At 62.7% G+C, this 19,081-nt stretch carries 15 protein-coding genes and 1 pseudogene; 9 read left to right on the top strand and 7 right to left on the bottom strand.

Annotated features, from left to right (window positions below; genetic code table 11):
* Positions 1-76: 76 nt before the first annotated feature.
* From ACFFNA_RS07730 to ACFFNA_RS07720, 3 genes are all read right to left on the bottom strand, one after another.
* Positions 77-1,186 carry a YcjF family protein gene (locus ACFFNA_RS07730; RefSeq protein ID WP_378917139.1) on the bottom strand — a complete coding sequence of 370 codons (1,110 nt, stop codon included), beginning with the start codon at positions 1,184-1,186 and terminating at the stop codon, positions 77-79.
* Positions 1,183-2,661, bottom strand: a complete 1,479-nt coding sequence (locus ACFFNA_RS07725; protein WP_378917138.1) for a YcjX family GTP-binding protein — start codon at positions 2,659-2,661, stop codon at positions 1,183-1,185. Before ACFFNA_RS07725 ends, ACFFNA_RS07730 begins: the two co-directional genes overlap by 4 nt.
* A 63-nt stretch (positions 2,662-2,724) precedes the next feature.
* The gene (locus ACFFNA_RS07720) at positions 2,725-3,228 is read right to left on the bottom strand and encodes a SixA phosphatase family protein (protein ID WP_378917136.1); all 504 of its coding nucleotides are present in this window, start codon (positions 3,226-3,228) and stop codon (positions 2,725-2,727) included.
* 342 nt (positions 3,229-3,570) lie between these two features.
* Here ACFFNA_RS07720 and dksA point away from each other — a divergent pair, with 342 nt between their 5' ends.
* On the top strand, positions 3,571-3,987 hold the full coding sequence (gene dksA, locus ACFFNA_RS07715) for an RNA polymerase-binding protein DksA (RefSeq protein ID WP_095085082.1): 417 nt from the start codon (positions 3,571-3,573) through the stop codon (positions 3,985-3,987).
* A gap of 171 nt (positions 3,988-4,158) precedes the next feature.
* Here dksA and ACFFNA_RS07710 read toward each other — a convergent pair whose 3' ends face one another.
* Positions 4,159-4,908 carry a hypothetical protein gene (locus ACFFNA_RS07710; RefSeq protein ID WP_378917134.1) on the bottom strand — a complete coding sequence of 250 codons (750 nt, stop codon included), beginning with the start codon at positions 4,906-4,908 and terminating at the stop codon, positions 4,159-4,161.
* A 223-nt stretch (positions 4,909-5,131) separates the two neighbouring features.
* Here ACFFNA_RS07710 and cckA point away from each other — a divergent pair, with 223 nt between their 5' ends.
* Positions 5,132-7,705 carry a cell cycle histidine kinase CckA gene (gene cckA / locus ACFFNA_RS07705; RefSeq protein WP_111546429.1) on the top strand — a complete coding sequence of 858 codons (2,574 nt, stop codon included), beginning with the start codon at positions 5,132-5,134 and terminating at the stop codon, positions 7,703-7,705.
* 87 nt (positions 7,706-7,792) lie between these two features.
* Entirely contained in the window at positions 7,793-8,506 is a 714-nt protein-coding gene (locus ACFFNA_RS07700; RefSeq protein WP_378917132.1) for a purine-nucleoside phosphorylase, read from the top strand.
* Between the two features lie 93 nt (positions 8,507-8,599).
* Here the strand turns inward: ACFFNA_RS07700 and ACFFNA_RS07695 are convergent, their stop codons facing one another.
* Positions 8,600-8,905 carry a ribbon-helix-helix domain-containing protein gene (locus ACFFNA_RS07695; RefSeq protein ID WP_111546431.1) on the bottom strand — a complete coding sequence of 102 codons (306 nt, stop codon included), beginning with the start codon at positions 8,903-8,905 and terminating at the stop codon, positions 8,600-8,602.
* 329 nt (positions 8,906-9,234) lie between these two features.
* Here ACFFNA_RS07695 and ACFFNA_RS07690 point away from each other — a divergent pair, with 329 nt between their 5' ends.
* The 3 genes from ACFFNA_RS07690 (at position 9,235) to ACFFNA_RS07680 (ending at position 11,948) form a co-directional block, all read left to right on the top strand.
* A complete protein-coding gene (locus tag ACFFNA_RS07690) occupies positions 9,235-9,630 on the top strand; it encodes a VOC family protein (RefSeq protein ID WP_111546432.1) in 396 nt (131 codons plus the stop codon).
* A 168-nt stretch (positions 9,631-9,798) separates the two neighbouring features.
* Positions 9,799-10,329: a gluconate 2-dehydrogenase subunit 3 family protein gene (locus tag ACFFNA_RS07685; RefSeq protein ID WP_111546433.1), complete on the top strand. Its 531-nt coding sequence runs from the start codon at positions 9,799-9,801 to the stop codon at positions 10,327-10,329.
* A 47-nt stretch (positions 10,330-10,376) separates the two neighbouring features.
* Positions 10,377-11,948 carry a GMC family oxidoreductase gene (locus ACFFNA_RS07680; RefSeq protein ID WP_378917129.1) on the top strand — a complete coding sequence of 524 codons (1,572 nt, stop codon included), beginning with the start codon at positions 10,377-10,379 and terminating at the stop codon, positions 11,946-11,948.
* 155 nt (positions 11,949-12,103) lie between these two features.
* On the opposite strand, the pseudogene ACFFNA_RS07675 reads toward ACFFNA_RS07680, so the two are convergent.
* Both ACFFNA_RS07675 and ACFFNA_RS07670 read right to left on the bottom strand, forming a co-directional pair.
* A pseudogene (locus tag ACFFNA_RS07675) lies at positions 12,104-13,964 on the bottom strand (PhoX family protein).
* 121 nt (positions 13,965-14,085) lie between these two features.
* A complete protein-coding gene (locus ACFFNA_RS07670; RefSeq protein WP_378917127.1) occupies positions 14,086-14,493 on the bottom strand; it encodes a hypothetical protein in 408 nt (135 codons plus the stop codon).
* Between the two features lie 313 nt (positions 14,494-14,806).
* Here ACFFNA_RS07670 and urtA point away from each other — a divergent pair, with 313 nt between their 5' ends.
* From urtA to urtC, 3 genes are all read left to right on the top strand, one after another.
* A complete protein-coding gene (gene urtA, locus ACFFNA_RS07665; RefSeq protein WP_111546437.1) occupies positions 14,807-16,117 on the top strand; it encodes an urea ABC transporter substrate-binding protein in 1,311 nt (436 codons plus the stop codon).
* A 115-nt stretch (positions 16,118-16,232) separates the two neighbouring features.
* On the top strand, positions 16,233-17,849 hold the full coding sequence (gene urtB / locus ACFFNA_RS07660; RefSeq protein WP_378917125.1) for an urea ABC transporter permease subunit UrtB: 1,617 nt from the start codon (positions 16,233-16,235) through the stop codon (positions 17,847-17,849).
* Positions 17,846-19,078 (top strand): urea ABC transporter permease subunit UrtC, encoded by a 1,233-nt coding sequence (gene urtC / locus ACFFNA_RS07655; RefSeq protein WP_378917123.1) that lies wholly within the window; start codon positions 17,846-17,848, stop codon positions 19,076-19,078. Before urtB ends, urtC begins: the two co-directional genes overlap by 4 nt.
* Positions 19,079-19,081 lie beyond the last annotated feature (3 nt).

Raw genomic sequence — 19,081 nt, 5'->3', positions numbered from 1 at the left:
TTAATGCTTCGTCACTACGAGCCCACCGGAAAGCAGTCCGGTAACAATTCCGAAGGTCCAAATGCTGCAGTCCGGTTCACTTGCCGGATGAGGTTGTTTCAGCACCTTTCCTGGTTGCAAACGATGTCAGCGCCGAGAGGAAATCGCCCAGTCCCGGACGCTTCGCGGCGCTGAAGGGCAGGGGACGCGCCGTCTCCATCGCCGCGATGCCGATGCGCGCCGTCATCATGCCATTGACGACGCCCTCGCCAAGCTTGGCCGAAAGGCGCGCCGCCAGGCCGTGGCCGACGATCTGCTGGACGAAACTGTCGCCGACGGCGATCGAGCCAGTGACCGCCAGATGCGCCAGCACGCTGCGCGCCAGACGGAAGAAACCGAGCGTTCCCGGCCGCCCGCCATAAAGTTCCGACAGGCGGCGAATGAGGCGTCCGGCCTCGAACACGACATAGGCGACGTCGACCAGCGCGCGCGGGCTGACCGCCGTCACCAGCGAGACGCGTTTGGCGGCCTCGAGAATCATCACCTTTGCCCTGGCATCGAGGGGGCCGAGAATTTCGGCTTCGGCCAGGCGCACCAGATTGCCGCCGTCGATGATTTCGCCGCGCAGTTCGGCCAGCGCGCGCCGGCCGGCCGCGGTTTCGGGCTTGGCGGCGACGAAGGCCGACAACTCGTCGACCACCGATCGTGCCGCCTTGGGATCGTCGCGTGCAATGGCATCGAGGGCTCGCTTCTGCAGCTTTTCGACCTCGGCGAGGCGGGCGATTGCCAGGAACTCGCGGATGAGGATGACCAGAAGTGCCAGCAAGGCGATGGCTGCCATGCCGGCTGCCAGCCAGCCCAGCCATTCGGCGCGCGAAAAGAGGTCCCGTATGAGCTGATCGGTCCACAGGCCGACAGCCAGCGAAACCAGCACGCCAAAGGCGCCGAAGAAGATGCTGCCAAGCAGCGACCGCCTTCTGGGGGCGATCGCCGGCGGTGGTTCGGCGGTAACGATGTCGGGTTCGTCGAAGACATCGACTTCCGCCGGGATGACCATGGCGACATCGGTCTTCATCGCGCGGGGCTTCCGCTCTGCGTCGGCCTGGGCACGGGTGCCGGCCTGGGCACGGCGCGCCTCAGGCGCCTCTTGTGTTGGTAGGGCTTCCGGCTCGATACGAAATGCGGCCGGCTTGCGGGGCGCGGTCATGCCAGATGATCTCCAATCAGGAACTGCAAGGCACGGTCGAGCCGGATATGCGGCAGCGATAGCGTGACACCTTCGGCGGTGCGTTCGAGCTTTGGTGGACGGAAACGGACGAAGCGGATTGCCGGATCCACAGCGTCCTGCTTGTGATCGGGTCCCGAAATATCGAACACCGCATCAATATTCTCCGGTAAATCACCGGGAAATATGGCTGTTTCCGTTTTTCCATCAAACGTTTCGCCGTTGATCTTCTCGCCGGCGATCGGTGTGCCGATGATGACGGGAAGCGTCTCTCGGCCCTGTTTGACAGTGCCTTCGCGTGTCGCGCGCACCGCCGCCATGGCGACCACATCGACATCGGCGCCGGTGAAATTCGCCCGTGCCACGGCGCGGTCCGCAAGCCGCCGCACAATCGCCTGCAGGCGGTCATGGCTTTCGTGATGCAAATGGTCGGCCTTGGTCGCGGCAACCAGGACGCGGTCGATGCGCCGCGAAAACAGGTCGGTGAGGAAGCTGCCCCGACCGGGACGGAAACAACTGAGGATCTCTGTCACCGCGCGCTCCAGGTCGGCCATGGCGTCGGGGCCGGCGTTCAGGGCCTGCATGGCGTCGATCAGCACGATCTGACGATCGAGGCGCGTGATGTGTTCGCGGAAGAACGGTTTGACGACATGCGTCTTGTAGGCCTCATAACGCCTGTCCATCATGGCGTGCAGCGACCCTGGGCGCGGACGCTTGTCGCCGAGCCCAGCCAGGGGCGCGAAGGTCAGTGCGGGCGAGCCTTCGAGATCGCCAGGCATCAGGAAGCGGCCGGGCGGCAAGGTTGAAAGCGCCCGCTCGTCGAGCTTGCACGCCTTCAGATAGGCGGCGAAGCTTTCGGCCAGGCGGCGCGCCGTCATCTCGTCGGCATCGGCGTTCGGGTCGATCTCCGCCGACAGCGCCCGCCAGGCCGGCGACAGGTCCTCGCGCACCGGCAAAACGGCCATTTCGAAGGCTTCGCGGGAAAAATCGGCGAAGGATTTGCCGAGCAACGGCAGGTCGAGCAGCCATTCGCCGGGATAGTCGACGATATCGACCGACAGTTTGCCGGAGGAAAACATGCGGCTCCAGCCGGAGGCCGATTCATATTCGATGGTCAGCCGCAATTCCGAAATGGCGCGCGTCGAATCAGGCCAGGCGCGATCGTTGACCAGTGCGGCGATGTGATCCTCATACTGGAAGCGCGGCACGGCGTCGTCGGGCTGCTGTTCGAGGAAGGCGCGGGCGATGCGCCCGGATTTCTGAGCCTCGAACAGCGGCAGGCGCCCGCCATGGATCAGATTGTGGACAAAGGCCGATATGAACACTGTCTTGCCGGCGCGGGACAGACCCGTGACACCCAATCGCAGCGATGGAGAAAAAAGCCCGGTGGCCCGGCCCGACAGCGTATCGAGGGCAATCCTCGCCTCGTCGGTGAAGGTGGTCAGCGATGATGCCAAAATATGATCTCTCGGGCTTCGGTCCGTCCGATATAGGCTGTGGAACCCGGCTTTGAAATGGCTTCAGAGATCGGCCGGCGTCAGGAACGCTTCGAGATAGCCGGCGTTCTGGGCGGCTTTTGCGAGATCGCCGTCGAAGCGGACGACCGCCAGGCCCATGGTCGCGAACCCGTGGTTGAGCGTTGCCCGCGCCGTCTCGTCGCCGTCGCCCGAAACCGCCATGGCGAGATCTTCCGTCATCGGGTTGTGGCCGATGACCAGCATCGAACCCGATCCGCCATTGTCGCGGATGAGGCGGAGGTAACCGGCGGCGTCTTCGCTGTAGAGCGTGTCGAAGAACAGAACCCGGCCGGTGTCGGTCTGGCCGGCCAGGCCTTCCAGCGTCTCCTTGGCGCGCTTGGCATTGGAGCAGAGGGTCAGGTCCGGAACATAGCAGCGGGACCGCATCGCGGCGCCCATCATTTCGGCATCGGCGCGGCCGGATGCGTCGAGCGGGCGGTCGAAATCGCGCATGCCGGGCAGTGCCCAGCCGGCCTTGGCATGTCGCAACAGATAAAGCGTGCTCACCCAACCTCCGCTGACGCCGAATGCCGAAACTCTAGGGATTAGCCACGAGAAAGGTGCTGCGCACAATGGCCCGTGTTCTTCAAACACAGCGAATCACCCATGGTGCGGCGCCGCAAAAGGCGCCTGTGCTTCGGCCCGAAGATCACGCCGATGTTCGAAAAGCATGTTGCACCGGATCCAAAGTGTCGGAGCGGAGTTTGGTATCAAAACGACCATCCGCTGCTGCAAAGGCGCCAGCCACCGCACTTTAACAATTGCGTGAGACGGCGGCCGATTGCGCTTGTGCAGGCGTCGGACCGCGAATATATAGGCGCAAAATTTGGGGCAGTTTGGGTGAGTCGAATGAACGACATCGTTACCGCCGATTACATACCCTCCGAAGACGAGCCGTTCATGAACGAGCGGCAGAAATCCTACTTCCGCCAAAAGCTCGTCACCTGGAAGAATGACATATTGCGGGAAGCGCGCGAAACACTCGAAATCCTGCAACAGGAAAACGCCAACCACCCCGATCTTGCCGACCGCGCGTCTTCGGAAACTGACCGCGCTATCGAACTCAGGGCCCGCGACCGTCAGCGAAAGCTCATTGCAAAGATCGATTCCGCCCTGCAGCGCATCGACGAAGGCACTTACGGCTATTGCGAGGAGACCGGCGAGCCGATCGCGCTGAAGCGGCTCGATGCCCGTCCGATCGCGACGTTGTCGATCGAAGCGCAGGAGCGGCATGAGCGCCGCGAAAAGGTCTATCGCGACGACTGACGCATCGGCCAAGGGCTGCGCTCAAGACAGTTTGCAGTGACGCTGACGTTGAAATGGCCGGTTTTCCGGCCATTTTTGTTGGCGCGCCACGCATCCGTCCGAACAGGCGAATGCACGCCCAGGACCTTGACCGGTCCAATTTCCCGACTGGCGGGGCAGATCAGGATCTGATCATCTCTTCTGGCTGGAGAGTTCGCCCAGAAGCTTCGTCATTTCGTCGTCGAGCGACGGCGGCGCCTTCGGCACCGGTTTGCTCACCGGGCCGCTCGAGCGCGGCTGGTCGAGGGACACTTCGAGTTCCTTCATCAGCGTATCGTCTATGCTGTCCTGCCTTGGCGGTGGCGGCGCGTGCCCGACAGCATTGGCATTCGCGGATCCATAGGCGGGCACCGGCGTGACATTGGCCGGCTGGTAACTCTGCGGCTTCGGTGCTGGCGCCGGTGTTGGCGCCGGCGCTGTTTGACGCGGGCGTGCGGGCGGCGCCGCGTTCACCGGCTGCGGAGCAGGTGCCTGCCTCACCGGCGGCGGCGGAGCGGAGTGAGGCGCCCGCGGTCTCGCCGCCGGGGCCGCGGCGGCCGGGACGGGCTGCAAGCCGCCATCTCCGGTCAGCGCCGGACGGCGTGGCGCCGAAAGCCGGATGTCACGTTCGACGACAACGTCGGTCGGGCCGCCGATCAGCAGCAGATGTTCGATATCATCGCGGCGTATCAGCACCAGCCGTCGATGGCTGTCGACGGCGGTGGCGTCCATGACGGCCAGCCGCGTCTTGCGGTTCCTGCCGCCGGCAACGAAGGTTCCGAACGTCAGATTGCGCACGAGCTTGATGATGACCAGAACGATGACCAGCAGGACGAGCGCTGCAAACGTCCACAACAGTGCTGCGGCATAACCGGGGCCCGCCACGCTATCCAGCCATTGCATTGGTTTTACCTGATTGCCCTTGGAAGTGACGCGACACTAGACCGTTGCGGCGGGCCACCGCAAGTTGCGTTTCGCGCTTGATGAACAGCTTGAAAACTCCGAAGGCCGGAAGATATCATTTTTATCCGACATTTGCCGCCCAGGCCTTTTCCGGACTAGGAGAATGTGATTCAACCCGCTAGGGGCGGGTGTCGGAACACCGGAATTCACGAGCAGGGGGCACATGGCCAAGGAAGCGCGCGGCGATTTCTATCCGGTACCGATCGTCGACCAGAATACGCGACCGGGCGCGGTCACCCGGCTCATCATCTTCATCGTCGTTCTGACCGGGGCCGCGATCGTCTTCGGCCTTTTCCGCGAGCGCCTCGGCGACCCTTTTCTGCTTGGCATGCTCGGTGTGCTGGCGATGATCGGTGTCGGCTTCCTGTTCGCCACGGCGATCGGCTTCGTGCAGATCACGCCACGCTCGACCGGTGACGAACTGTCGAAGGCATTCGTTGATTCGATGTCGCAGGGCCTTCTCGTCACGGACACAAAGGGCCGCGTCGTCTACGCCAATCGGGCCTATGCCGACATGACCGGAGCGACGTCGGCGGCCGACCTGAAGACGGTCGAGGGGTTGCTCTCGGATGTCCCCGAAGCCTCGGTGACGATCTATCGGCTGGCGTCCGGCCTGCGCGACGGCCAGCCGGGCGACGGCGAGTTTCGTCTCGCGCAGTCCATTCGGCCGGGCGCCGAGCCCGGCGCCCGCTGGTACCGGGCGCGTGCCCGCGCCTTCAGCATTCCGGGCCAGCGGCTGCCGATGCTGGCCTGGCAGCTTGCCGATATCTCGCAGGAGCGGGCCGAGCAGGAGCGTTTCTTCCTCGACCTGCAGAAGGCGATCGATCACCTCGACCACGCACCAGCCGGCTTCTTTTCGGCCGACCAGGACGGTCGCGTCACCTACATCAACGCCACGCTTGCCGAATGGCTGGGCATCGACCTTACCAGCTTCACGCCCGGCTCCGTCACCCTGCCGGAGATCGTGGCCGGCGACGGCATGGCATTGGTCCGCTCGGTCAAGGCCGACCCCGGAACGACACGCAACGCGGTCATCGATCTCGACTTGACGACGATGACGGGCGAAGCACTGCCGGTGCGTTTCATGCACCGCGTTTCGGCCAGCCGCGAAGGCCTCAACGGGCCAACGCGCACGATCGTGCTCAACCGCACGCAGGGCGAGGACGCCTCGGCCGACCTGCGCGCTTCGGAAGTGCGCTTCACCCGCTTCTTCAACTCGACACCGATGGCGATAGCCGGTGTCGACCACAGCGGGCGCATCCTGCGCACCAATGCGCCTTTCCTGTCGCTGTTTTCGTCGGTCGTCGACCGCGACGCCGTCGATCGTCGTGTGCGGCTCGACACGGTGATCCACGAGCGCGATCGGCCGGCCTTCGCCGCGGCTTTCGAAAAGGCGCAGCAGCGGCAGGCCGACATCGAGCCGATCGACACCTTGCTGCCCGGCAACGACGACCGGCACATCCGTTTCTACGTCAACGCGGTCGCCGACGGCACCGGCGGCGAGGGCGCCGAGGAGTCGGCCATCGTCTACGCCGTCGAAACGACGGAGCAAAAAGCGCTCGAAGGGCAGATGGCGCAAAGCCAGAAGATGCAGGCGGTCGGCCAGCTCGCCGGCGGCATCGCGCACGACTTCAACAATGTGCTGACCGCCATCATCATGGCGTCCGACCTTTTGTTGACCAACCATCGCCCGTCGGACCCATCCTTCCCCGACATCATGAACATCAAGCAGAATGCCAACCGGGCGGCCTCGCTGGTGCGGCAATTGCTGGCCTTCTCGCGCAAGCAGACGCTGCGGCCGGAGGTGCTCAACCTGACCGACGTGCTGGCCGATCTCAGGATGCTGCTGGCTCGCCTTGTCGGCAACGACATCAAGCTGAAGGTCGACCATGGCCGCGACCTGTGGCCGGTCAAGGTCGATATCGGGCAGTTCGAACAGGTGGTGGTCAATCTTGCGGTCAACGCGCGCGACGCCATGCCGGCGGGCGGCGATCTCACCGTGCGCACGCGCAATGTGGCCACCGAGGAATGCAAGGCCTTTTCCTACCGCGAACTCACCCCGGCCGACTATGTCGTGGTCGAAGTCGAGGATACCGGCAGCGGCATCGCGCCAGACGTGCTCAAGAAGATTTTCGAGCCCTTCTTCACCACCAAGGAGGTCGGCAAGGGCACCGGGCTTGGCCTGTCGATGGTGTACGGCATCATCAAGCAGACCGGCGGCTTCATCTTCTGCGATTCCGAGGTCGGCAAGGGCTCGACTTTCCGCATTTTCCTGCCGCGTCATATCGCGGAAGCGAAAAAAGCAGGCGAGCCCGACGATCTGCCGGCGGCACCGGCGAAGGTTGCCGATGCGGCCAAGGATCTGTCCGGCTCGGCCACGGTGCTGCTCGTCGAGGACGAGGACGCCGTGCGCATGGGCGGCATGCGGGCGCTGGTATCGCGCGGCTATACCGTGCACGAGGCATCCTCGGGCGTCGAGGCGCTGGAAGTGTTCGAGGCGCTGGGCGGCAAGGTCGACATCGTCGTCTCCGACGTGGTGATGCCGGAAATGGATGGGCCGACGCTGCTTGGTGAATTGCGCAAGCGCCAGCCGGACATCAAATTCGTCTTCGTGTCCGGCTATGCCGAGGACGCATTCGCCAGAAACCTGCCGGCAGATGCGCATTTCGGCTTCCTGCCAAAGCCGTTTTCGCTCAAGCAACTGGCGACGATCGTCAAGGATGTGCTGGAGTCTTAGAATTTTCTGATGCTCTTTCCCTTGCGCTACGCCGTGACAACGCCATGATTGCGGGTGAAACGGCAAGTGGGCTTGGGGGAGCAGCGGTTGACGCCACACAACGAAGCAGACAAGGGTGCCTACGCCGACACGGTGTTGCTGCCGGGTGATCCGCAGCGCGCCGAATGGATGGCGCAAACTTTTCTGGAAGCGCCGCGCTGCATCAATCGCCGACGCGACGCCCTTGGCTTTACCGGACTGTTTCGCGGCAAACCCATCAGCATCCAGGCGACAGGCATCGGTGTCTCGTCGTTTCTGATCTATGCGCATGAATTGCTTGACTATTATGGTGCCCGGACGTTGATCCGCACCGGCACCTGCGGCAGCCTGACCGCCAAGGCCAAGCTGCGCAGCCTTGTCATCTCGCAATCGGCGCAGGCGGAAAGCGCTCAAAGCGGTCAGGTCTTCGGCCTCTACAAAGCCGTCGCCGGTCCGGATCCCGCACTTCTCAGCTGTGCGCTGGCCAAGGCAGCCGAACTCGGCATCGACCATTGTGCCGGCCTGACGGTTTGCAGCGACATCTTCTATCACCCGGAAGGACGCGGCCGTTTTGCCGATGCGCAGGCAGCCGGAGCTCTGGCCGTGGATATGGAAACCAGCGCGCTTTATCGCATCGCCGAGCATTTCGGGGCTCGGGCGTTGTCGATCTGCACGGTGGTCGACAACATCGAGACCGGGGAACTGACCGACTACTCCGAGCGCCAGGACCTGTTCACCGATATGAGCCGGCTGGCGCTCGCTGTCGCCGTGGAAGGAGGCTAGGGCGGTTCACCGTTTCACGGAAACGCCGAACCGCTCTATCCCTTTGTTTTGACGCAATCGGGAAAACCGTTTCACACTTTTCCTGGAATTGCTCTAGGCGGCTTGCCGCTTCGGCACCATCTGTTCATCCATGCCTGGACGATGGCCGCGCAAATAGAGCGCGCAGGTGGTGCGCAGCATCGAGGCAAAGTTTGGAATGGCGCCGTTGATCTCGATGGCTTCGTCGTAAAGCTTCGAGATGAATTTCGGCGTCGTCAGGCCCTGGTTTTCCGCGATCTCATCAAGCAACGCCCAGAATGTCGCTTCAAGCTGGATGCTGGTCGAGTGGCCGTCGATGCGAATCGACCGGTTGATCTGGCGATAGCCTTCGGGGTCCTGGCCCGCAAATACCCTGCACATCCGACAAACCTCCCATGCTTGTTGGTCTTGGGCGGGCAGGCGTGCAGCCTGATACCGCTCGACCTGTCCCCATCCGCATTCTCGGGCAAAATTGCCGGTACGGCAATCGGACTTTCGTCCCTGTTCCCTAAAGCGCATCGCGTTTGAACGGATTCAGGCGACGCGCTTTAGGTGTTTGTCTTCATGCATGTCGTTCTCGCAAAACCGGGGCCAGTTTTGCGCGACATGCACTAGGCAAGCCAGTTCACGGTTTTGGGCGTGGTAACCGGCTGCCACCATTTTTTCCCCGCGCCGCCCATAATCGGTTCCAGACCAGGGCGGAGACTGATTTGGCCAAAGCGATCCATTCCATGATCCGGGTTCTCGATGAGGCCCGATCCATCGATTTTTACAGGAATGCCTTCGGGCTCGATGTCGCCGACAGGCTGGACTTCGAGACATTCACACTCATTTACCTCAGCAATGCCGAGTCAGGGTTCGAACTCGAACTGACCGTGAACAAGGGTCGGATCGAGCCTTACGGACTTGGCGATGGTTACGGTCACCTCGCGGTCTCGGTCGCCGACCTCGACAGCGAACATGATCGGCTCGGCGCGCTCGGCCTCAACCCCAAGAAGCTCGTCGAGTTCAACCATGACGGATCGCTGATCGCCCGCTTCTTCTTCATCGAGGATCCGGACGGCTACAAGATCGAGGTTCTGCAACGCGGAGGTCGCTTCAAATAGGGGACAGTGCGACCGCACCGGCAGGTGCGGTGCCAGCAACGGCGCTCTCAAGCATGTCGCCCAAAAGTGCGCAGCGGTTTTGGGATAACGACATGCACAAACAAGGTCTTGAGGCTCGTCAATTGTGACGCGCTTCAAGAGGCGCAAATAGCAAGCAGGGAGGAATAAATGGTCACGATCTATGACGGGAAGCCTGGACTTTCACGTCGTGAGCTTCTCAAACGCGGTGGCATCGGCGCGCTGCTCGTCATCTCCGGCAGCGCGGTCATCAGCCCCGAACATGCCTGGGGGCTCGAGACATCGGCGCTCAAGCCCGAAACCATGGCGACGCTGATCCAGATGGCGCGCGACATCTATCCGCACGATCAGGTTCCCGACAAAAATTACGCCATTGCCGTGAAAGGCCATGACGAGCAGGCCGGCAAGGACGCCGCCTACAAGACGATGATCGAAGACGGCATCGCCGACCTCGACAAGAAGTCAGGGGATGGAGGCTACCGGGGCCTTGGCTGGGAGGACCAGCGCGTCGCGGTGCTGAAGCAGGTCGAGGCAACGCCGTTCTTCCAGGCCATCCGTGGTGGCCTCGTCGTCAGCCTCTACAACCAGAAAGAGGTCTGGCCGATCTTCGGCTACGAGGGCGAGTCCTTTTCCAAGGGCGGCTACATCGCGCGCGGTTTCAACGACATCGAGTGGCTCTGAGCCCCGTCGTTCTTGAACCCGCAAACAGAAAATCATGGGAGGAAACCATGGCTGCAGCATTTGATCTGAACAACGACGGCGTGGTCGTCATCATCGGCTCGGGCGCCGGCGGCGGCACGCTCGGCAACGAACTTGCCCAGAAGGGTGTCGACGTCGTCATCCTGGAAGCCGGCGCGCGTCACGAATACGAGGATTTTGTCAACGACGAGTGGGATTCGTTCACCCAGCTTGCCTGGAAGGACAAGCGCACCACCTCCGGCGACTGGCGTGTGGCCAAGGATTTTCCGAACCTGCCGGCCTGGATCGTCAAGTCGGTCGGCGGTTCGACCACGCACTGGGCCGGAGCGTCGCTGCGTTTCCAGGAACACGAGTTCAAGACGCTTTCGACCTACGGCAAACTGGAGGGCGCCAACCTGCTCGACTGGCCGATCACGCTGTCCGAGCTGGAGCCATACTATGCCAAGGCCGAAGCCAAGATGGGCGTCACCGGCACCAACGATTGGCCGAGATTGCCGGGCAACAACAATTTCAAGGTGTTGAAGGCCGGCGCCGACAAGCTCGGCTACAAGGAATGCCACACTGGGAACATGGCGATCAACTCGGTCGAGCGCGACGACCGCATGTCCTGCCAGCAAACCGGCTTCTGCTTCCAGGGCTGCAAATGGGGCGCCAAATGGTCGACGCTCTACACCGAGATCCCCAAGGGCGAGGCGACAGGCCATCTCGAGGTCAGGCCGAACGCCATGGTGGTCAAGATCAACCATGATGACTCGGGCAAGGTGACCGGCGTGGTCTACGCCGACAAGGACGGCAAGCTGCAGGAGCAGAAGGCCCGCATCGTCGCCGTCGCCGGCAACTCCATCGAAAGCCCGCGGCTGCTGCTCAATTCGGCGTCGGGCAAATTCCCCGATGGCCTTGCCAACTCGTCGGGGCAGGTGGGCAAGAACTACATGCGCCACACCACGGGCTCGGTCTATGCCATCTTCGACAAGCCGGTGCATATGTATCGCGGCACCACCATGGCCGGCATCATCCGCGACGAGGCGCGCCATGACCCGTCACGCGGTTTCGTCGGCGGCTACGAGTTCGAGACGCTGTCGCTCGGCCTGCCGTTCATGGCGGCCTTCCTCGATCCGGGGGCTTGGGGCCGCTCCTTCACCACGGCGCTCGACCACTACGACCATATGGCAGGCCTGTGGATCGTCGGCGAGGACATGCCGCGCGCGGAGAACCGCATCACGCTGCATGCCGACATGAAGGACGAGCACGGCATGCCGATCGCCGACGTGCATTTCGACGATCATCCGAACGACACCGCGATGCGCAACCATGCCTACAAGCAGGCCTCGGCGCTTTACGCGGCGGTCGGCGCTACGCGCACCTTCCCGACGCCGCCCTATCCGTCGACCCACAATCTCGGCACCAACCGGATGAGCGAGAAGGCGGCCGACGGTGTCGTCAACAAGCACGGCCAGACGCACGACATCAAGAACCTGTTCGTGTCGGACGGCAGCCAGTTCACGACGGGTGCCGCCGAAAACCCGACCCTGACGATCGTGTCGCTGGCGATCCGCCAGGCCGACTACATCGCCACGCAGATGTCGGCCAAGACGATCTGAGCCGGCAACACACCGCCCCGTAACCGGGGCGGTGCAAACTTCAGCGTCCTCCCGGACCTCTGAGCGGAACGCGTAACGCGCGTTCCGCCTTTTTTCGCCTTGGTTTTTGTGCATGTCGTTCTCCCAAAACCGGGGCCACTTTTGGGCGACATGCATTAGGCGCCGACCGGCTGCCCGTCCTTGCGGCGGATGGCGACCACCGAAGGGCGCGGCAACTGGCCGTCCTTGAAGTCGGGCCACAAAGTCTGCACCTTGTCGAGCGTCTCGGCATCTTCGGCCGGGTGCTGGACCGACAGGAACAAGGTCGTGCCGTCGGGCGTGAAGCAGGGTCCGGTTGCTTCGGCGCCATGCGGGCAAGTGAACAGCAGTTTCGGCAGGCCACGCGCCGGGCCTTCCGTGTCGACGCCATAGACGCCGTCCGGCAGGTCGAAATCATTGGCGCCGTCGGTCGCCACCCAGAGCCGACCAGCGGGATCGAAGGTGATGTTGTCGGGGCAGACGAACCAGCCATTGTCCGATGTGTCCGGGTGGAAGGTCGCACCGACCGCGGCATCTTTGGGATTGCCGCACAGCACGAACAGATCCCAGGCATATTGGTCGGCCGTGTGGTCGGCGTCGGTGCCGCGGCCGCCTGGCGGGATCAGTTCAACGATGTGGCCCCAGAGGTTTTCCGGACGCGTGTTGGCCGGGTTGACCTTCGACTGGTCGCGCTTCTTGTTTTTGGTCATCCATCGGTGTCGCGCCAAGTGTGTCCGCCGCGAGCCGTGTTTTCAGCAGAACTTCGGCCTGATCGGCAAAGCCGTTTTCTGCCGTAAGCTTGCCCTGGCCGTGGACCAGCGGCAGCCAGGTCATGGAGCCGTCGGCGTCGTAACGGGCGACCGAAAGCACGCCGTCATCCAGCAGGTCGTTGCCAGAGGCCGGTTTGGCCGGATCGTAGGCCTTGTTCGAGACGAAGCGGTACATGTATTCGAAATAGTCGTCGTCGCCCATGTAGACGACGACGCGGCCGTCCTTGTTGAGGACAACCGTGGACGCCTCATGCGACATGCGGCCAAGTGCCGTGCGCTTGACCGGCTTGGACTGGGGATCATAGGGGTCGATCTCGACCACCCAGTCGAAACGGTTGGCCTCGTTCGGCTCCTTGTCGAGATTGAAGCGGTCATGGAAGCGGCCACGGCCATAGATGTCGGAACCGTCGAAGCCATAGCGGTCGAGAACGTCCGCGGTCGGCGCCTTCTTCGGATCGCCGCCGAACAGGTCGGAAACGCCTTCCTCGCAGGTCAGCACGGTGCCCCACGGGGTGAAGCCGCCGCTGCAGTTATAGCTGGTGCCGAGCACCTTCGTGCCGGTGGCGTCGGCAGATGTCTGCATCAAGGCATGGCCGGCAACCGGACCGGAGACGGTCATTTCGGTGTTGGCGGTGATGCGCCGGTTGAGCGGGCTGTCCTCGACCAGCGACCACTTGCCGTCCTTCAACAGCACTTCGACGATCGAGTGGCCCATCGCGGCCATGCCGAGATCGACCTGTTCCTTGCTCATCGTCTTGCCGGCGTCATCCTCGGTCATGCCGGAAAACATGACGTTGGGCGAAATGTATTCGTTGTTGACGCAAAGCAAGCCGTGGTCGGAATTCACCGTGCCTTTCGGCAGCGGCAGGAAGGCGATGTAGTCGCAGTTGTAGCCGAAGCGCTTCTCCTGCTCGTCGGCGGCGATCTTGTTGCCGTCGAAATCCGGCAGGCCGGCCACAAGCGGGTCGCCCCAGCGTGCGACGATCGTGGTCTCATAGCCCTCGGCGGCGGCGTGGGTCTTGTCATAGACGCGCTTCAGCTCGGGAAAGCCGAGTGTGGAAAGCGCAGCCGCGGCATGTGTTTCGCCGGCAAACAACGAACCGACGAAGCTGCCGCCGGCAATCAGCGCACCAGATGCAAGGCTGCCCTTCAGGAGGGTACGGCGCGAGACGCGCTCGGCTATGACGTCGCGAATGACAGGGGAGGATGAAGACGGGGAGTTGGCCATTGTGTCTGCCTCTCAAGGTGGATGGTGACGGCGCACCGCTGCCTATCCAGTTTCGGCAACATCCAGATGACATGAGAGACGGGCAGGCCCGCCGAGGCGGCGGCCATTGCCCGGGAATGGCCTACTGGCCGGCTCCCCTGGTGCAGGTCGAGGCCGTGAACGCACCGTCGGGCTGCTTCATGATGATGTCGAAGGAGGGTGCACTCTGGCCGTCCAGCGTCGCCTGGGTCAGCGACAGCGCGTTGCCGCCGGCGGTATAGCCACCCAGCGGTCCCAGCCACGAGATCACGCCGTTTGCATCCATCTGATAATTGTAGCCTTGCTGGGCGGTCCCGAAGGTGACCGGGCCGCTGTAGACATTGCCCTTGATGGTGATGTCGCCGAGGTTGAGAAACATGCCAAGCAGGTATACTTCGCAGTGGTAGACGCCGTCGGGCATCTTGCCGTCGCTGAAATCGGCTCGTGCTGTGCCGGTCGCTGCCGCCAGAAGCAATATGCCGATGGAAATGCGTGAAATGCCGGATGCCATGACGTCGCTCGTTTGAGGAGCGACCTTGCCCTACTTTTGCGCTGAGCCGCAACATTTGTCGTCCACGATCTGCCGATGAAGATCAAAAACTAGGCACCTTGCCAATTTGGGCGAAAATTAGGCAAAGTCCGTGTGCGCTGCGCAAATTTCTCTCAATCAATTTTTAACCGCCCTTCTTTGTTTCCATAAAGCTAATATATCAAACGACTGATAATATTGAGTTATTGTCCCTTGTTTGGCATCTCTCCAGCGATTGGCATGGGGGTTGCATTGCATTGTTGCGGTGCAATCAACCAGCCTGGGAGTGTTAGGCATGAGGGGTAGTTTCTCGACAATAACAAAAATGTTTTCGGCCAGCGTCGTTGCCGCCGGCCTGTTGATGTCCGCACCCGCCAGGGCGGCTGACGACACGATCAAGGTCGGCATTCTCCATTCGCTGTCGGGGACCATGGCGATCTCGGAGACGACGCTGAAGGACGCCATGCTGATGCTCATCGACGAGCAGAACGCCAAGGGCGGCCTGCTCGGCAAGAAGCTTGAGGCCGTGGTCGTCGATCCAGCTTCCAACTGGCCGCTGTTCGCCGAGAAGGCGCGCGAGCTGATCTCCAAGGACAAGGTTGCCGCGGTGTTCGGCTGCTGGACCTCGGTGTCGCGCAAATCGGTGCTGCCGGTGTTCAGCGAGCTCGACAACATCCTTTTCTATCCCGTCCAGTATGAGGGCGAGGAAAGCGAGCGCAACGTGTTCTACACGGGTGCGGCGCCGAACCAGCAGGCCATTCCGGCGGTCGACTATCTGATGAGCGAGGATGGCGGTTCGGTGAAGCGCTGGGTGCTCGAAGGCACCGACTACGTTTATCCGCGCACCACCAACAAGATCCTCGAGGCCTATCTGAAGGCCAAGGGCGTCGCGGCGGAAGACATCATGGTCAACTACACGCCGTTCGGCTTCTCCGACTGGCAGACCGAAGTTTCCGCAATCAAGAAATTCGGTTCGGCTGGCAAGAAGACCGCCGTCGTGTCAACGGTCAATGGCGACGCCAACGTGCCGTTCTACAAGGAACTCGGCAACCAGGGCATCAAGGCCGAGGACATCCCGGTCATGGCCTTCTCGGTCGGCGAGGAAGAGCTTGCCGGTCTCGACACCGCGCCGCTGGTCGGCCATCTCGCCGCCTGGAACTACTTTGAAAGCGTCGACACGCCCGAGAACAAGAAGTTCATCGCCGATTGGCACAAGTTCATCAAGAACGACAAGCGCACCACCAACGACCCGATGGAAGCCCATTACATCGGCTTCAATATGTGGGTGAAGGCGGTCGAGAAGGCCGGCACCACCGATCCGGACAAGGTCATCGACGCCATGATCGGCGTTTCGGTGCCCAACCTGACCGGCGGCTATTCGACGATGATGCCGAACCACCACATCACCAAGCCGGTGCTGATCGGTGAAATCCAGGCCGACGGCCAGTTCGAGACGGTTTCGCGCACCCCGGGCCTGGTGATGGGCGACGAATGGTCCGACTACCTGCCTGACTCCAAGGACCTGATCTCCGATTGGCGCGCGCCTCTGTCCTGCGGCAACTTCAATGTCGCCACCGGCAAATGCGGCGGCAAGGGCACAAACTGATCCTCCCGGGTCCAGGTCTGGGCTGTTAAGTCCACGACCTATGACCGCCAGCGTCCGGACGGTTTCCTCCGCCGTCCGGACGCCCAATTCAACCTGCAAGGGTCGCCTGAAGCCGATGAACCTGTTCCGTGCGATTGGCCTGACGCTTTTGTTCCTGCTGGCGACGCTGTCGTCGTCGGGTGCTGGCGAAGCCGATCTGCGTGGCATCATCGCCAAATTCGCGACGGCCAAGGGCTTTTCGGAGACGGGGGCTGTCGTTCACGACCTGACGGCTACGGGTGATCCCCTGGTCGAACGGCCGCTTGCGGCACTCGCCGACGGCAACCTCTATATCCGCAAGGCCGATTCGCTGGTCTTCGTCGGCAAGGAAGCAGGTGACAGCGTTGAGTTGTTCGATCCGCTGAGCGGCGAAAAGTCGGCGGATGCCGCCAAGGACGACATCACCAAGATCAAGGTCAACAACACGCTGCGCCGCGTCATCCGCGATGCGCTGGGAACGCTGACGCTCGGCGCCAAGGATCCGGCCGTGCGCATCGCCGCCGCCGACACCATGTTCAAGACACCCGATGCCGCAAACATCGGGCCGCTCGACACCGCGATCGCCAGCGAGACCGTGGCCAGCGTCAAGGCCCTGCTCGAACAGGCTCGTGCCGCCTCTGTCTTGGTCTCCGACCGGCCGGATGCCGACAAACTGGCGGCCATCGCGCTGATTGGTGCACGTGGCGACCGCGATGCGGTTTCGCTGCTCACCTCGGTCGAAGCGAACGCCTCGGGCGCGGTCAAGGACGCGGCGACGGGGGCTATTCGTAACATCAATTCGACGCTGGCATTCTGGGATGCCGGTCAGAACATCTGGTACGGGATTTCGCTGGGTTCGGTGCTGCTGCTGGCGGCGATCGGGCTTGCCATCACCTTCGGCGTCATGGGCGTCATCAACATGGCGCATGGCGAGATGGTCATGCTCGGCGCCTACACGACCTTCGTCGTCCAGCAGGTTATCCGCACATCCTTTCCCGGCCTGTTCGACTGGTCGCTGGTGATCGCGCTGCCGCTCGCCTTTCTCGTCGCGGCGCTTGTCGGTCTCGCCATCGAGCGCGGCGTCATCCGCTTTCTCTATGGACGGCCGCTGGAGACACTCTTGGCGACATGGGGCGTCTCGCTGATCCTGCAGCAGGCTGTGCGCAGCATCTTCGGGCCAACCAACCAGGAAGTGGGCAATCCCGCCTGGATGTCGGGCTCGTTCAATGTCGGTCAGCTCGCAATCACCTGGAACCGTCTGTGGATCCTGGTTTTCGCGCTCACCGTCTTTGCCGTGCTGCTCTATGTGATGAAGCGCACGCCCTGGGGTCTGCAGATGCGCGCCGTCACCGCCAACCGGCGCATGGCCGCCTCGATGGGCATCAGGACGCCATGGGTCGACGCGCTGACCTTCGCGCTGGGTTCCGGTATTGCCGGTATCGCCGGTGTCGCGCTCAGTCAGATCGACAATGTCTCGCCGAATCTCGGCCGCGGCTACATCATCGACAGCTTCATGGTCGTCGTCTTCGGCGGTGTCGGCAATCTGTGGGGCACGCTGGTCGGCGCCTTCTCGCTCGGCATCGTCAACAAGTTTCTTGAGCCCTATGCCGGCGCCGTGCTCGGCAAGATCGTCGTGCTGGTCCTGATCATCCTGTTCATCCAGAAGCGCCCGCGCGGCCTGTTCGCGCTCAAGGGCAGGGCGGTGGAAGCATGATCACCGGTCGCTTCTTCGCCGCGGGCGCGGACCGCCGCATCGCCATCACGATTCTCATCCTGCTGGCGGTGGCCATCATCGTGCCGCTGCTCAACCTGGCTGTGTCGCCAACCGGCGCCTTCTACGTGCCGTCCTATATCGTTGCGCTGACCGGCAAATATCTCTGCTATGCGCTGCTCGCCTTAGCGCTCGACCTGGTCTGGGGTTATTGCGGCATCCTTTCGCTCGGCCACGGCGCCTTCTTCGCGCTTGGCGGCTATGCGATGGGGATGTATCTGATGCGCCAGATCGGCACGCGCGGCGTCTATGGCAACCCGATCCTGCCGGACTTCATGGTGTTCCTGAACTACAAGGAATTGCCGTGGTTCTGGTATGGTTTCGACCATTTCTGGTTCGCTGCGATCATGGTGCTGGCGGTGCCCGGCCTGCTCGCTTTCGTCTTCGGCTGGTTCGCCTTCCGCAGCCGTGTCACCGGCGTCTATCTCTCCATCATCACCCAGGCGATGACCTATGCGCTGCTGCTCGCCTTTTTCCGCAACGACATGGGTTTCGGCGGCAACAACGGCCTCACCGATTTCAAGGATATTCTCGGCTTCAACGTGCAGGCAGACGCAACGCGTTCGGCGCTGTTCGCCGCCAGCGCGCTGATGCTCGCGCTTGCCGTCTTCGTCACCTGGGCGATCGTCGGTTCCAAATACGGCAAGCTCTTGATGGCGGTGCGCGACGCCGAGAGCCGCACCCGCTTCCTCGGCTGGCGGGCGGAAAACGTGAAGCTGTTCGCCTTCACCGTATCGGCTGTCATGGCCGGCATCGCCGGCGCCCTCTACGTGCCGCAGGTCGGTATCATCAATCCCGGCGAGTTCGAACCGTCCAATTCGATCGAGGTGGTGATCTGGGCGGCCGTTGGCGGGCGCGGCACCATTGTCGGGCCGATCATCGGCGCGCTGCTGGTCAATGCCGGCAAATCCTGGTTCACCGGCGTGCTGCCGGAATTCTGGCTGTTCGCGCTCGGCGGCCTGTTTGTCGCCGTCACGCTTTTGCTGCCCAAAGGCATCGTCGGCATGTGGGATTCCTGGCGCGGAAACGCCAAAGCGCTGCGTGCGGCATCGCTGGCCGAGGAGGCCGGCACCGACCCTGTCGTCCCGCCGCCGCGGAAGATCGTTCGCAGTGCGGCGACAAAGCCGGGCGATTGGTCCTCGTCCAGCCCCGAACCGCAGCCGGCGGAGTGAGCG

The sequence above is a fragment of the Mesorhizobium kowhaii genome (genome assembly GCF_042431665.1).
Taxonomy (GTDB): Bacteria; Pseudomonadota; Alphaproteobacteria; order Rhizobiales; family Rhizobiaceae; genus Mesorhizobium; species Mesorhizobium kowhaii.
This window is presented reverse-complemented; position numbering and strand designations above follow the sequence as displayed.